This window comes from Plantactinospora solaniradicis, from assembly GCF_042658085.1.
Classification (GTDB): Bacteria; Actinomycetota; Actinomycetes; order Mycobacteriales; family Micromonosporaceae; genus Plantactinospora; species Plantactinospora solaniradicis.
The window spans coordinates 987,375-1,001,976 of the sequence record NZ_JBHSPR010000010.1; the positions used below are offsets into that span (position 1 = coordinate 987,375).

A 14,602-nucleotide genomic window follows, 5' to 3' on the forward strand; every position below is an offset into this window, starting at 1 on the left:
CAGCCGACGGCCCGGCCGCTACTACTGTGGGGAGATGACGGTTGATCCAGTGGCGCACAACCGGGCCGCCTGGGACCGGGAGGTCGAGCGGGACAACGAGTGGTCGCGTCCCGTCTCCGCCGAGACGGTCGCCCGGGCGCGCGCCGGTGACTGGTCAGTCGTACTCATCGGTTATCAGCCGGTCGACCGGTCCTGGTTCCCGGCGGACCTCTCCGGCGCGGACGTGCTGTGCCTGGCCTCCGGCGGTGGGCAGCAGGGTCCGACGCTCGCCGCGGCGGGCGCCCGGGTCACCGTCTTCGACAACTCGCCCCGCCAACTGGCGCAGGACGATATGGTCGCCCGCCGGGACGGCCTGGAGCTGCGGACCGTCCTCGGCGACATGCGCGACCTGTCGGCCTTCGCCGACTCCTCCTTCGACCTGGTCTTCAACCCGGTCTCGAATCTGTTCGTACCCGAGCTGGCCCCGGTGTGGCGGGAGTGCTTCCGGGTGCTGCGTCCGGGCGGGGCACTGCTCTGCGGTTTCGTCAATCCGGACGTCTTCCTCTTCGACAACGAGGCCCTGGACAAGCGCGGCGAACTGGTGGTGCGCCACCGGTTGCCCTACAGCGACCTGACGCACGTTCCGGCCGAGGAACGCGTTCGGCTCTGGGGTGCGGAGGCGCCACTGGAGTACAGCCACACCATGGCCGAGCAGCTCGGTGGCCAGCTCGCCGCCGGCTTCGTGGTCGTCGGGTTCGAGGAGGCGCCGCACCACTCCGACGCCACCGCCGGATGGCTGCCCGGCTACTTCGCCACCCGGGCGGTCAAACCTCCGATCACCTAGACGCGTCCAGCGGATCACCCGTCAGTTGATCCGGACGAGTCGCCACCGGTTGTCCGAGCTGCCGTTGTCCGGGTCCTGGACGGCCTGCGCGCCCCACTCGGTGGACCCGTTGAGGATGCCGAGCAGCTTGCCGCTGTTCACGTTGCGGATCCGGTGGGTGCCGTCACCGTTGTCGACCAGCGTCCACCGGTGGTCGGCGGTGCCGTTGTCGGCCCATTGCAGGACGGTGGCGTTGTCGGCGGTGGACATGTCCTGCACCCCCAGGACCTTGCCGCTGTTGACGTTACGGAACCGGACCGCGTTGCCGTCGGTGATGACTACCCACTGGTGGTCGGCGGTGCCGGAGTCACCCCACTGCACGGCGAGCCCGCCGTCGGCGGTGGACATGTCCCGGATGCCCAGGACGAGTCCGGTACCGGCGTTGACCAGCTTGTACGTGGCGGTGCCGGTGGATCCGCCGGTGTTCCAGTAGACGGTGTAGTTGAAGCCGTGGGCGTCGTGGAACGGACCGAGGTTGACAGTGGACCCGTTCGCCGTCGCGGTGAACGCCAGCGAACTGGTGCTGGTCCGGGTGATCGACGAGACGGTCAGCGCCGGCAGCGCGCTGAGTGTCGAGTTTCCGTAGTTGCCGCTGAGCACCGCCGGGCCGTAGGTGACGGCCTGGACGCTGGAGTTGTCGTTGGCGGCCTGCATGACCACCCGCATGGGCAGCCGTACGGCGATGGTGTCACCGGCGGCCCAGGTCCGGGTGATGGTGGCGTAGCTGCCCGGGGTGGTGGTGACGTTCTGCGCCGTGCCGTTGACGCTGACCGTGGCGCCGCTGGTCCAGGCGGGAATCCGGAACCGGATGCTCCACGAGCCGCTCATCGTGCCGGACAGCGTGAGGGTGGTGGTGTCGCTGACCGGATAGCTGGTGCTCTGCGTGACGGTGATCCCGCGTTGCGACCAGTTCAGCGTCGACGGCACGTACAGGTTCACGGTCAGGGTGGTGCCGTTGTGGAAGTAGATGGAGTCCATCAGCTTCGTGTTGACTTCGATGCCGGTGCCCTGGCAGCACCAGAAGGAGTTGTAGTCGGTACTCCAGGTGCCGCCGCCCCACGCCGGCCCGACGCCCCGGCGACCGCCCGGTCGCAGCGGGGTGAAGTAGGTGACGTGGCCGTGGTTGTCGGCCGGGTTCTGCGCGCCGACCACGTGATTGAGCAACGCGCGCTCGTAGTAGTCGAAGTACGCCACCCGGTTCGGGTCGAGCAGCCACAGCTCCCGGGTCAGCTTGAGCATGTTGTACGTGTTGCAGTGCTCACAGGTGTCGTTGCTGAGGTATCCGGCGATCGCGTTGGGTGGCCGGAAGTGCTCGGCCTGGCTGTTGCCGCCGATGACGTAGGTGTGCGCGTTGACGGTGAGGTTCCAGGCGTTGCTGGCGATGTCGCGGTACCGGGTGGTGCCGGTGGCCTTGTACTCCCGGGCGGCACCCACCCACTTGGGCACCTGCGTGTTCGCGTGCAGCCCGTTGAGCTGGTCCTGGTTCGCGGCCAGCGGGTTGAACACGGCCGCGTGGTCGAACCGCTGCGCGACGGTCAGCCAGCGCCCGTCACCGGTCTGCTGGTAGATGTCGGCCAACACCTCGTTCATGCCGCCGAACTCGGTGCCCAGCATCGCCTGCATCTGGCTGGAGCTCAGCCGGCCCGTCCGGGTGTCGACCCAGCCGGCCAACGCCAGCAGCACCGTCCGGGCCTGCGTGTTGCCCGTGTAACGCCAGACGTCGAGCAGCCCCGCCAGGGTCTTGTGGATGCAGTAGTAGGGCACATTGCCGTTGCTCAGCGTCCGCGCCTCGAGCGCGGTGAAGTCCGACTCGGGGAATCCGGAGAGGTAGCCGGCGGAGAATCCCGCCGCCCCGTTGTTCGCCTGGCACTTCGCCAGCTCGGCCACCATGTAGTTCGCCTTGTCCCGGCAGGTGGTGTCGCCCAGCACCGCGTAGGCGTGGGCCCAGGCGGTCAGGAAGTGCCCCTGCATGTGCGTCCGGAACGGGAACGTCGGGGCGTCCCAGCCACCGTTGGTCGCGGCCCCGTTGGTGGACAGCCGGTGGTTGGCACGGAAGTTGTAGAGCAGCCGGTCCACGTCGACGAACCGCAGGTAGTTCAGCGTGCGGTTCTGGTTGTCCAGGAAGCGGCCGGAGGTCAGCCGTACCTGTCCCAGGTCGAACGGGTACGCCGAGACGCCGATGTCGGCGCGGGCCGGTGGCACCACGGCGGCGGACGCACGGCCGGCGAGGAAGGCGACGCCGCTCGCGGAGACGAGCGCGCTCCCGGCGGCCGCCTGCAACAGGTGACGTCGGCTGAGGGGCAGAGGTGGCATCAGGGCCTCCTGTGTCGTACGGGGTGGGCGGGGGGCGGATGGTTCGTCGAGAAGGGAGCGGGGCTACAAGTTAGCGTTAACATCTACACATGGGAATGTAGCGGAGATCTTTCTGGGCATTCAAGATTCATTTCTGCCGCCCGGTCTCTCGGGACGTCGGTATCTCTGTTGACGCGGTGCGGCAGGTCGGTAAGGGCACGGTGGCACCGTTGGCCGTACCGGAGTTTGTTCACGTCCGGGACGGCGCGAGGAGACCAAACGTGTTCCCGGCGCGCGTTTTCCCACGTTGGCCAGCGACTTTGACGCCGAGAGCGGCCAGCCGACGCTCTTACCGCGAGCGATGCCGTCGATTCCGCCGATTCCGCCGAGACGGCATCCGACGTCCGGCGGGCTGGCCGACATCCGTCGGTCGCCGCCTCATCGCTCGCACCACCGGCCCGTACGGCGGCCCGATGGACTCACTGGAGTCTGCCCGGTGACCCCTGCGGAGAGGGTAGCGTGTTAGCGCTCACACAATCAAGCCCGTCAGTCCCCTTCGCGACCGTTGCACCCCGAGCGGCCCGCACCCACGGTACCGTTCAGGGCATGCGAGCACCCCGGGTCGGTCGGCTCTCGTTGCAACTGGACGCGATCTACTGTGCGCTGGCGGGCGTGTCGCTGATCCTGTTCGTGGATCCGGCGTCCGAGCGGTTGACCGTGCCACCGGCGGTGATCATCGCGAGCGCGATCGCGATCGGCGGTTGGGCATTCGCGCTACACCGCGTCGCCCGCCGCCCCCGGCTACGTCCATGGCTGGTGGGAGTGCTCGCCGTCAACGTCGTGGCGGCCACGCTGATAGCCGCGTTCGCGGAGGTCCGGCCGTGGGACGGCGCGTTCACTCTGCTCCTCGCCGCGGTGGCCGTCGAGGTCGCGGCGTTCGCGGTCAGCCAGGCGGTGGCCTTGCGACACGCGGTGCCGAACGGTTGAGCCTGCCCCGCGACGTCTCCGCGTAGATGTTCCCCCGCCTGCGGGCCGGGGCCGAGCGGACCGGCCCGGCAGGCTCGTCGGCCTCCCGGGCCGGAATCGATCCGACCTCGGAACTCGCTGTCCCGGCGGCGGGGTGCCGGTCACCCGGCGCGCCGCTGGCTCAGCGGGTCAACGCCCCAGACCGATGGTGCCGGCGTCGTGCCACGTGGTCGGGTCGGTCGGGTTGTCGAAGACGAGGCCGTTGGTGACCTTCCGTACGACGTCCACCCTGTTCCTGCTGTCCATGACCTCCGCGAAGTAGCCGGCGTTGATGGCGCGGTCGCAGAAGTTCTCCTGGCAGGGACTGCGCGGGTTGGGGTGCGGGTTCGGGTCCGACGGCGCGGCCGGCGCGGTCTCGGTAACGATGATCTTCAGGCCGCCACCGCTGGCCGGCATCAGGTCGTCCTCGGTGAGCCTGCCGGTCAGGTTGGTGACCGGGACGGCCCGCTTCGAGAAGTACGCCTCGGAGATGCTGTCCCCGGCGTTCGTCGGGTTGAACTTTCCGATTCCGACGAGGTGATAACCGGCCGGTGCGCTGCCGAGCCGGTAGGGCACCCGGGCAACGGTCGGTGCGGCCGGGGTCAGCCCGTCGGCCAGCGCCAACAGGTCCCTGGCCGGGTCGGCGGTGTCGAGCAGCTGGTTGGCGACGATGGTCGCCCAGGCGCCGTCGGCGTACTGCCAGGCGAGGGCGGGCACCTTGACGGTGTGGCTCGAGAACTCCTTACGGTCCCGGACCCGCATCTCGAACACCTGCTTCTCGAACTCGGTCTGCAGGCCGGGCAGGCCGCGCACCCGTACCGGGGTGCCCGAGCTGAACTTGTCGGGCTTGAAGACGCCCGGCCGGTACACCGTCACGGTCCCCACCGACGTGTCGTAGGACCGCTCCCAGGTTCCGGCGCTGTTGGTCACCTTCTGCTTCTCGACGCCGTCGAGGGTGACGATCGACTCCTGGTACGCGGCCGTCGCGAAGACGGGGTCGCTGACGTGCAGCGGGCCCACGCTGTACCCCTTGATGGAGTACATGAACGGCGCGGTCAGGGTCGGGAACGTCGCCGGTGCGGGGTCCACCGCGCTGGCGGCCGAGATGGTGTCGGCCGCATCGGCCGCGATAGCGTCGTCCGGATCCGCCGCGTCGAACAGGTACGGCGACGCCATCACCCCGGCGACCGCGAGAGCGGCCACCACGGCGATCCCGCCGGTCCAGCCGTACCGGCGACGCCGCTGTAGGGACCGGCCGGCGGCGATGGCGTCGTCGGCACTGAGCCGCGCCGGCGGGGCTTCCGCCGTCACGCTGTCGAGCACGTCACGCAGGTCGTAGTCCATAGCTCTCCTCCCTCGAAATGGTGTTCTGACTGGTGTGGATCTCTGCGTCACCCAGCGCCGTACGCAGCGTGCTGAGTCCGCGCGCCGACTGGCTCTTGACGGTGCCGGTGTGCAGCCGAAGAGCCGCGGCGGTCTCCTCGACGCTGAGCCCCTCGTAGTAGCGCAGCACCAGCACCGCGCGTTGCCGGGGAGGGACCTGGAGCAATGCCTCCCGCAGGCGCAACCGCTCGTCGGTGTTCCCGGTCGGGTCGGCGACGACCTGGTCAGGAAGGTTCCTGCCGACCGACGTCTCCCGTCGCCACGGCCGGCGCCCCTCGTCGATCGCCGCGCGCACCACCATCCGCTGGGCATAACCGAGCGGCGAGTCGATCTTGTGCCAGCGCACGTAGAGCTTCGCCAGCGACCTGGACACCGCGTCCTCGGCCGCCTGCCAGTCACCACAGGTCAGGTAGGCCAGCGCACGCAGGGCATCGAACCGTGCCCGGAAGAACTCCCGGAACTCCTGTTCGTCGTCCCGATTCACGTTCCGTGCCTCCCTTCGTCCGGGGAAGACGGTCCGGCCGATCCGCCGGGTTGCACGGTTTCCGATGTTGCCTGGAATCAGGAGTTCCCCGGCCGGTTCCACAGTGCGGTCGACCGGGCCACTCCCCAGGCGCACCACAGGACGACGAGGGACTCGTGCGGTGCGCCCGAGTCCAGGTCGGAGCTACGTGCGGGTCAGACCAGATCGGCGTCGTGGACCAGCAGGGCCACCTGCACCCGGTTGTTCAGCTCCAACTTGGTCAGCAGCCGCGAGACGTACGCCTTCACGGTGGCCACGCTCATGAACAGCGCGGTCGAGATCTCGGCGTTCGACCAGCCCCGGCCGATGGCGACCGCCACCTCGCGCTCCCGCTCGGTGAGTCCGCCGAGCAGCCGTACCGCCCGGTCCCGCCGGAGGTTGGCGTCTCGCCGGTCAGGCGTACCCGAACCGGTCACGTGCGCGATGAGTCGACGGGTGACGGTCGGGGACAGCGTCGCCTCCCCGGCGGCCACCCGGCGGATCGCCTGCACGATCTCCGCCGGCGGGGTGTCCTTGAGCAGGAAGCCGCTCGCACCGGCCCGCAACGCGCGCAGCACGTACTCGTCGACGTCGAACGTGGTCAGCACCAGCACCTCGGGGGGTGCGTGCGTGCGGCGCAGCGCCTCGGTCGCGGCCAGTCCGTCCATCCGGGGCATCCGGATGTCCATCAGCACCACGTCGGGCTGGTACGCCACGACCGCCGGCAGCACCTCGGTGCCGTCCGACACCTCCCCCACCACCCGCAGGTCCGGCACTCCGCCGAGGATCATCGACAGGCCGGCCCGGACCAGCGCGTCGTCGTCCACGATCAACACCCGTACCGGCAGCGTCCGCTCCGGCGCCGCCCCCGACTCCCGGCCCGGCATCGGCTCCTGGCCCGGCGTCGGCTCCTGGTCCGGCATCGGGTCGACGCGTTCGGTGTTCACGACGGCCACGGTAGCCAGGCCGCCAGCCGGAAGTCACCCGAGTCGGTGCGCCCGTGTTCCAACCAGCCGCCGAGCAGGGCGGTCCGCTCGGTCAGCCCGACCAGCCCGGTGCCGGTGCCCGGGATCCGGGGACCGGGCAGCTGGCCCACCGGCCACCGGTTCCGGACCTCGACGCTGAGGCCGACGCCCGGCCGCCCACGTGCGGTCACCGTGACGGTGGTACCCGGGGCGTGCTTGCGGGCATTGGTCAGCCCCTCCTGCACGATCCGGTACGCACCCCGCCCGATGCCGGCCGGCGCCGTCTCCGTCATGGTCAACTCGGTGCGCAGGGTGACCCGCATGCCCGCCTCCTGTGACTCGGCGACCAGCGCCGGCAGGTCGTCCAGGGTCGGCTGCGGTCGTTCGGGCGCCCCGGCGGTCAGCAGCGACGGCACCGGCTCGGTCGAGGTCGAGCCCGGCAGCTCCACCGCCGGGTACGGCGGGTCGGGCGGATACGGCGCGCCGCGCCCACCGGACTCGCGTACCGGCTCGACGGGCGGGGCGAGCTCCGGATCATCGGCCTCGGGTGGATCCTCCCGGAGGATGCCGATCACCTCGCGCAGGTCCTGCAACGCCTGGTGGGCACTGGTCCGGATCACCCCGGCCGCCTGGGCGATCTCCTCCGGCGGTGCGTCGGGCCGGAACTCCAACGCCCCGGCGTGCAGGCTCAGCAGCGAGATCCGGTGCGCCAGCACGTCGTGCATCTCCCGGGCGATCCGGGTCCGTTCCAGCCGCCGCGCCGCCTCGACCCGCAGCCGCTGCTCGGCCTCGGCCCGGTACGCCCGGTCCCGCCACGACAGCACGAGCTGCCGACGGGCCCGGATGAACATTCCCCAGGCCAGCATCGACGCGGTCAGCACGCCGCTGAGCGTCATCCCGATCCAGGGCCCGTCGGTCGGGTCCGGATTACGGAACTCGTAGAGCACGGAGACCCCGAGGTGCGCCGCGACCAGCGTGCCCGCCACCGCCAGCCGGCGGTGCACCACCAGGCTGAGCAGGATGATCAGGGTGGCTATCCCGGACGGGGTGGAGAAGAGTGCCACCGGCAGCGCGGCGACGGCCAGCCCGACCGGCCAGCGGCGCCGTACCCACAGCGCGAGGCAGAGCGCGGTGGTCAGCACCACGTCGATCGCGACCGCCAACTCCGAGTCGGCCCGGTCCGCCACCAGGGCCGGCTGCGGCCGCAGCACGTCCCAGAACGCGATCACCGCGTAGCCGGAGGCGAGCAGGAAGCAGAGCGTGTCGACCACCCAGTCCCGGGTCGACCGCCGGGGTGGACGGCCGGGGCCGGACAGGTCCGCGGTGAGGGTGGCCGGCAGCAGCCAGGGATGCTCGGGGAGCACCGGCACACCAGTCATCCCGCCATGCTACGCAGCGTCACGGGACGTGGACACCGACCAAAGTCGACTCCTGGAACTAGCCGAAGGTCGCCGGGTCTCGACCGCTGGCCGCAGCGCCCGACCGGTCGGCGCGGGCAGGCTGAACCGCATGATTACCGTCGAGCGACTGAGTAAACGGTACGGGCGGCACACCGCCGTCGACGACGTGTCGTTCCGCTGCGAGCCGGGCACCGTGACCGGTTTCCTCGGCCCGAACGGTGCCGGGAAGTCCACCACCATGCGGATGATCTGCGGGTTCACCCCGCCGTCCGGCGGCACCGCCACGGTCAACAACGTCGACTACCGTCAGCTACCGAATCCGGGACGTCAGGTCGGACTGCTGCTCGACGCCGGGGCCCAGCACCCCGGCCGGACCGGTCGGGAGACGCTGACCCTCTCCGCCCGGATCATGGGCGTGCCCCGACGTCGGGTCGACGAATGCCTCGACCAGGTCGGCCTCAACGCGGTCGCGGCCAAGCGCCGGGTCCGGGCGTACTCGTTGGGGATGCGCCAGCGGCTCGGCCTGGCGCAGGCGCTGCTCGGTGACCCCCGGGTCCTGATCCTGGACGAGCCGGCCAACGGCCTCGACCCCGAGGGCATCTACTGGATGCGCGGCCTGCTCCGGGACTTCGCCGACCGGGGCGGCACGGTACTGCTCTCGTCGCACCTGCTCCGGGAGGTGGAGGCGGTGGCCGACCGGCTGGTGGTGATCGGCGCCGGCCGGGTCGTCGCGCAGGGCAGCAAGGACGAACTGCTGGCCGGGGCCGGCGCGCTGGTCCGGGCCCGCGACCCGGAGGCGCTCCGCGCCGCCCTCGACCGGGCCGGACTGCCGGTGCGGTCGAGCACCGACGGCGGCCTGCTGGTCGGGGCCGAGCCCGGTGCGGTCGGGCAGGCCGCCGCCGACTCCGGGGTGGCGTTGCTGGAGCTACGCCCGGCCGAGAGTGCCGGCCTCGAACAGATCTTCCTGTCCCTGACCGCCGGTGATTCCGTACGGGAGGCCGTGAAATGACCACGGAAGGCCGTGAAATGACCACCCACACCACGTCGGCGTCGACCGCCCCCTCCGCCGGACCGGACGCGACGGACAGGTCGGCCGCGTACCGGTCGGTGGACGGGCCGGGGGCGGACCTTGGCCGACCCTCGCTGCTCCGGTTGACCGGGGTCGAACTCCGCAAACTCGCCGACACCCGGGCCGGCTACTGGCTCCTGATCACCATCGGCCTGGTCTCGGTGGCGATCGTGGCCGTGATGCTCGTCTTCACCCCCGACGCCGACCAGCAGTTCGCGAACTTCTTCGCGCTGTCGCAGTTCCCGGTCGGCATCCTGCTGCCGATCCTGGGCATCATGCTGGTCACCAGCGAGTTCTCCCAGCGCACCGCCCTCACCACGTTCGCCCTGGTACCGCAACGGCACCGGGTGGTCGTCGCCAAGCTGGCCGCCGGGGTGGTCGCGGGCCTGATCTCGGCGCTGGTCACCCTGGGTACGGCGGCGGTCGGGACCCTGATCGCCAGCCTCGGCGGCGCCGACGACCTCTGGTCCGCCGTGCCGATGCCGCTGCTCGGCGCGGCGGTGTTCCAGGTGGTCAGCGTGCTGATGGGCATCGCGTTCGGCCTGCTGTTCCAGAACACGCCGGTCGCCATCGTGCTCTCCCTGGTGCTGCCCATCGCGTGGTCCATCCTCAGCGGAATGATCAGCGGGCTGCGTACCGCCGCCGCCTGGCTCGACACCGGCCTCACCACCGCCCCGCTGATCGAACCGCCGGGCGCCGGCGAACTCGGCGCCGGGCAGTGGGCCCGACTCGGGGTCTCGGTCGCGGTCTGGGTACTGGTGCCGCTGGTCGCGGGGCTGGTCCGGACGATCCGCCGCGAGGTCTCCTGAGATGGCCCCGGACGGTACGTCCGCCGCCGGTGACCCGGCGACGCCAGCCCGGTCGGGGATCGTGGTCGCCGAACCGACCAGGACCGTGGCCCTGGTCTGGATCACGTTCCCGCTGCTCGGCGCCGGCCTCCTCTGGCTGGTCCAGTGGTCGGCGGGGTGGATCGCGTCGATCCGGTGGATTCCGATGCGGGGGCCCTTTCTGCTGGTGGACGCGATCGACGAGCCATGGGCCACCGGCGGTGCGCTGCTGCTCGGCGTGCTGGGCGGCCTGGTCGTCGCCGGTATGGCCGCCGTCGAACGGCTGACCGTGACCGTTGCCGCCGACCGGGTCACCCTGGCCCGGGGCGACGACACCGTCCGGCACGTCGAACGGGACCGGGTCGGGGTGGTCTTCCGGGACGGCAAGCACCTCGTCCTGCTCGGCGTCGACACCGAGGAACTCGCCCGGGAGTCGTCGGACCTGTCGGCCGACCGGCTGCGGCACGCCTTCGAGGCGTACGGCTACCGCTGGTCCGCCGACGGAGACCCGTACCGGGACGACTACCGGCGCTGGGTGGCGGACGGGGCCGAGTTGCCGGCCGGCACCGAGTTGCCGGCCGGCGCCGAGTTGCCGGCCGGCGCCGACGCACTGCTCAAGGCGCGACAGCGGGCGCTGGGCAAGAAGGACCGGGCCCAGGTGGCCGAGTTGCGCGTCGATCTGGCCCGGCTCGGCGTCGTGGTACGCGACCAGGACAAGCGCCAGTACTGGCGCCCGACCCGGTCGACCGGCCCGGCCCGGGACCGGAACCCCGGACAGCCCACGCCGGGCGCCGGCTGAGCGGTCCCGACCACGGCGGCGACGGGTCGTTGCCGCCGTTTCCGCCCTGGCAGTAGGGTTCGGCGAATGAGCCTCCAGCGCAGTGTGGACCCTGGTCAGGTCGGCTTCGACCCGGCGAGGCTGGCCCGGATCGACGCGCATTTCGCCCGTTATGTGGACACCGGCGCGCTGGCCGGTTGGCAACTGGTCGTGACCCGACGCGGCGAGATCGCGCACGTCTCGACGTACGGGCTCCGGGATCGGGAGGCCGGGAAGCCGGTCGAGCCCGACACGCTGTGGCGGATCTACTCGATGACCAAGCCGATCACGTCGGTGGCGGCGATGATCCTCTGGGAGGAGGGACGGCTCCAGCTCACCGACGAGATCAGCCGCTGGCTGCCGGAGTTCGCCGACGTCCGGGTCTACGACCGGGGATCGACGCTGAAGCCGTACACGGTGCCGGCGATCGAGCCGATCCGGGTCTGGCACCTGCTCACCCACACCGCCGGCCTGACGTACGGCTTCCTCCAGACCTCGGTGGTTGACGGGCTCTACCGGGCGGCCGGGTTCGACCTGTACCCCCCGGTCGGGTTCGACCTGGCCACCGCCACCGCGGGCCTGGCCCGGCTGCCGCTGCTCTTCCAGCCCGGTACCGCGTGGGGCTACTCGGTCGCCACCGACGTGCTCGGCCGCCTCATCGAGGTGGTCTCCGGACAGTCGCTGGACGCCTTCCTCGCCGAGCGGGTCCTCGGCCCGCTGGGCATGACGGACACCCGGTGGTGGGCCGAGGGCCCCGACGCGGAGCGGCTGGCCGCCTGCTACGCCCCCGACCCGACGAGCGGCCAGGCGGTCCGGTACGACGCCATCGGCCGGTTGGCGCTGGAGAAGCCGACACTGCTCGCCGGAGGGAGCGGCCTGCTCTCGACCGCCGCCGACTACCACCGGTTCACCCAGTTCCTGCTGCGCGGCGGTGAACTGGACGGGGTACGGCTGCTCGGTCCCCGTACCGTCCGGTTCATGACCCGCAACCACCTGCCGGGCGGGCAGGATCTGGGCCGGCTCTCCACCGGAGGGTTCGCCGAGACCACCTTCGACGGGATCGGGTTCGGGCTCGGCTTCGCGGTGGTGGAGGATCCGGTGCCCAGCCGGACGCCGAGCAGCGTCGGCGAGTACTACTGGGGCGGCGTGGCGAGTACGGCGTTCTGGGTCGACCCGGTCGAGGAGGTCACCGCGCTGCTCTTCACCCAGCTCGTCCCGTCCAGCACCTACCCGCTGCGCGCGGAGCTGCGTCAGCTCGTCTACTCGGCCATCGTGGACTGATCGCCGGGCGGGGTCCCACCGGAAGACCGGGCGCGGCCCCGACCCCGGTGCCGGCGCCGGGCGGTGCTGGCGCGGCCGGAGTAGCGTGCACGATGATCGCACTCGGGGGAGGTCGCCATGGCGATGAAGGCGAAGCGGGTCAGTCTGCTGGACATCGGGCTCGACTCCTCGTTCGACGCGGCGATGACGTTCGTCCAGTCGACGCTCCAGAACATCAACGCCGAGCACCAGCAGCCGATCGTCGACATCGACTTTGTCCGGTCGCGTGACCCGGACACGGTGCTGACCGCGTTCACCGCCTCCTGCGACGTGCTGCACGTGATGGCGCACGGTGATCACAGCAGTACGCCCACCTTCGCGAGCAGTGACGGCCGGACCAAGATCTCGCTGGAGGCGTTGGGCGAGGAGGCGGCCAGCCGGGGGCGGGGGATCTCGGCGCACGCGATCCTCGCCGACGGTTGCAAGACCGGCACCGGAGCCTGGCAGAAGGCGGTCCGGGACTGTCTCCAGGACGAGGTCACCTACATCGGCACCTCGGCGCAGATCGGCTGGCACGAGAGTGGGGTGTTCTGCTCGGCCTTCTACGGCGCCCTGTTCCGCAACCGGGGTCGGGGCATGACCCGGGCCGAGCAGGCGCAGGACGCCGCCGAACGGGCGATCGAGGCGTACACCCTGCTCACCGACCGGAACTGTCCGTTCCGGGTGCTCACGCTCACCCCGAGCCGGTGGGCCCGGATGGCCCTGGCCTGAGCGCCCGAACCAACCGGGCCATTCCGGCGGGCCGGGCCATCCGGCGGGCCGGGGTGGTCAGGCGGGCCGGGCCATCCGGCGGGCCGGGGTGGTCAGGCGGGCCGGGGTGGTCAGGCGGCCGAGCGCGGTGGCGTCGTCCGGGAGAACCGCGACCCCCCGCCCGATCGGCGTGACGTCGGAACGGCCGTCCTCGACGAGGTCGGCGGTGTGATCGCCTCCTGCCAGTGGTCCAGCGCAGGCAGTCGGTCCCAGCCCACCTCGCGGCGCCGGGAGGCGGCGGCCGCGCACCGGGCCCGCCAGCTCCACTGGTTGAGCTGGACGGACGGGCCGGTCAGTTCCGTACGCAGGTCGAGCAGGACGTCGACACAGTGCCGGAGCACCACGCCGTCCCGCTCCGCCTCCGGTCGGCTCACCAGCCAGTTCAGGTCTCGTCCCGCGCAGGTCGGGCAGCCGCAGTGCCACATGCCGCTGTCCGGGTGTCGGCGCATGGTCGCCTCGATGACCGCCAGCGGCTGGTACGAGAGGCACTGCCGGATCAGCGCGGACGGGCGGGCGGCCCGGGACGGTGGCAGGTACCCGGTCGGCCGGCGCGGGTCGAGCCGGCGCAGTCCCGGCTCGGTGCCGATCGCCACCGCGGCCGCCCCGGAGCCGAGTGCGCCGAGGCCGGGCAGGTCCGACCGGAGTAGCAGCACAGGTACGCCGCAGCCGAGGAGTTGCAGCAGGCCCCGCACCGCCCCGACCGGCTCGAACGGGTCGACGGGTTCCTCGAGGACGATCGCGATCGGTACGCCGAGGGCCGTCACGTACCGCAGCAGCGTCTGCCGGGCGTACCGGTCGGCGAGCCAGGCCGGGTGCATCGGCAGCAGCGCGATGGCGTCACCGAGCCGGGCGGCGCGTTCGAGGATCCCGACGAGTCCCGCCATGTCGTCCGGGGCGAGGTAGCCCGAGTCGGTCAACACCGGCAGCCCCAGCTCCCGCTGGTACTGGATCCACCGCTGGTCGAACGGGGCGGCGGCGGTCGACCGGCCGTCCCCGGCGTACCGGGCGGCGTCCAGCAGCAGCGGAGCGCGGTGGTGATCCACCTCCAGCAGGTGCCGGGCCCGGTCGAGGCAGCCACGCAGATTGCCCCGCTCGGCGGTGATGACCAGGCCGCCGCCCGCCCGGCCGGTCGCCTCGGCCAGCTGGGTGACCTGGCTGGTCCGACACTGTAGGAGCAGGCTGCGGTCGAGGTCCCCGATCCGCCGCCCGATGCCGGTCGACTGCCCGTTTCGTTCCCGCGCCACGAGCCCCACCCCGCTGATCATCGTCGAGACATTGATCACCATGAGTGTTTATATAGTAACTCGACGCAATTGGATGGGCGCCGAAGCGGCACTCCTTTGGCAGATTACGGAAAGTGCCTTGGCCGGCGGCGGCGGTTCCGCTAATGGTGTCCGACGCGGAGGCCGG

Annotated in this window: 13 protein-coding genes; 7 read left to right on the plus strand and 6 right to left on the minus strand. The window is 71.3% G+C overall.

The features are described from left to right. Positions 1-34 precede the first annotated feature (34 nt). The gene (locus ACFP2T_RS17095) at positions 35-823 is read left to right on the plus strand and encodes a class I SAM-dependent methyltransferase (protein WP_377422571.1); all 789 of its coding nucleotides are present in this window, start codon (positions 35-37) and stop codon (positions 821-823) included. Between the two features lie 21 nt (positions 824-844). On the opposite strand, the gene ACFP2T_RS17100 is transcribed toward ACFP2T_RS17095, so the two are convergent. Continuing rightward, positions 845-3,175 (minus strand): beta-L-arabinofuranosidase domain-containing protein, encoded by a 2,331-nt coding sequence (locus tag ACFP2T_RS17100; RefSeq protein ID WP_377422573.1) that lies wholly within the window; start codon positions 3,173-3,175, stop codon positions 845-847. 585 nt (positions 3,176-3,760) lie between these two features. On the opposite strand from ACFP2T_RS17100, the gene ACFP2T_RS17105 reads away from it, so the two are divergent. After that, entirely contained in the window at positions 3,761-4,141 is a 381-nt protein-coding gene (locus tag ACFP2T_RS17105) for a hypothetical protein (RefSeq protein ID WP_377422575.1), read from the plus strand. Positions 4,142-4,309: 168 nt separating this feature from the next. On the opposite strand, the gene ACFP2T_RS17110 is transcribed toward ACFP2T_RS17105, so the two are convergent. The 4 genes from ACFP2T_RS17110 to ACFP2T_RS17125 all read right to left on the minus strand — a co-directional run bounded on the left by ACFP2T_RS17110 (position 4,310) and on the right by ACFP2T_RS17125 (position 8,388). After that, the gene (locus ACFP2T_RS17110) at positions 4,310-5,503 is read right to left on the minus strand and encodes a hypothetical protein (protein ID WP_377422577.1); all 1,194 of its coding nucleotides are present in this window, start codon (positions 5,501-5,503) and stop codon (positions 4,310-4,312) included. Further along, positions 5,484-6,026 (minus strand): SigE family RNA polymerase sigma factor, encoded by a 543-nt coding sequence (locus tag ACFP2T_RS17115; RefSeq protein WP_377422579.1) that lies wholly within the window; start codon positions 6,024-6,026, stop codon positions 5,484-5,486. The genes ACFP2T_RS17110 and ACFP2T_RS17115 overlap by 20 nt, the downstream gene beginning before the upstream one ends. Before the next feature lie 194 nt (positions 6,027-6,220). Then, positions 6,221-6,931 carry a response regulator transcription factor gene (locus tag ACFP2T_RS17120; RefSeq protein WP_377422880.1) on the minus strand — a complete coding sequence of 237 codons (711 nt, stop codon included), beginning with the start codon at positions 6,929-6,931 and terminating at the stop codon, positions 6,221-6,223. 56 nt (positions 6,932-6,987) lie between these two features. Beyond that, positions 6,988-8,388, minus strand: coding sequence for a sensor histidine kinase (locus ACFP2T_RS17125; RefSeq protein WP_377422581.1), 1,401 nt, complete (start codon positions 8,386-8,388; stop codon positions 6,988-6,990). Positions 8,389-8,518: 130 nt separating this feature from the next. Here ACFP2T_RS17125 and ACFP2T_RS17130 point away from each other — a divergent pair, with 130 nt between their 5' ends. From ACFP2T_RS17130 to ACFP2T_RS17150, 5 genes are all read left to right on the plus strand, one after another. Then, the gene (locus ACFP2T_RS17130; RefSeq protein ID WP_377422583.1) at positions 8,519-9,418 is read left to right on the plus strand and encodes an ABC transporter ATP-binding protein; all 900 of its coding nucleotides are present in this window, start codon (positions 8,519-8,521) and stop codon (positions 9,416-9,418) included. After that, a complete protein-coding gene (locus tag ACFP2T_RS17135) occupies positions 9,415-10,287 on the plus strand; it encodes an ABC transporter permease (protein ID WP_377422585.1) in 873 nt (290 codons plus the stop codon). The genes ACFP2T_RS17130 and ACFP2T_RS17135 overlap by 4 nt, the downstream gene beginning before the upstream one ends. A gap of 1 nt (position 10,288) precedes the next feature. Continuing rightward, the gene (locus ACFP2T_RS17140) at positions 10,289-11,104 is read left to right on the plus strand and encodes a YqeB family protein (RefSeq protein ID WP_377422587.1); all 816 of its coding nucleotides are present in this window, start codon (positions 10,289-10,291) and stop codon (positions 11,102-11,104) included. Between the two features lie 66 nt (positions 11,105-11,170). After that, complete coding sequence (locus tag ACFP2T_RS17145; RefSeq protein WP_377422588.1) at positions 11,171-12,403, plus strand: serine hydrolase domain-containing protein; 1,233 nt, start codon at positions 11,171-11,173, stop codon at positions 12,401-12,403. A gap of 117 nt (positions 12,404-12,520) precedes the next feature. Next, positions 12,521-13,153 carry a hypothetical protein gene (locus ACFP2T_RS17150; RefSeq protein WP_225945536.1) on the plus strand — a complete coding sequence of 211 codons (633 nt, stop codon included), beginning with the start codon at positions 12,521-12,523 and terminating at the stop codon, positions 13,151-13,153. A gap of 110 nt (positions 13,154-13,263) precedes the next feature. Here ACFP2T_RS17150 and ACFP2T_RS17155 read toward each other — a convergent pair whose 3' ends face one another. Then, positions 13,264-14,478, minus strand: a complete 1,215-nt coding sequence (locus ACFP2T_RS17155; RefSeq protein ID WP_377422591.1) for a hypothetical protein — start codon at positions 14,476-14,478, stop codon at positions 13,264-13,266. Positions 14,479-14,602 lie beyond the last annotated feature (124 nt).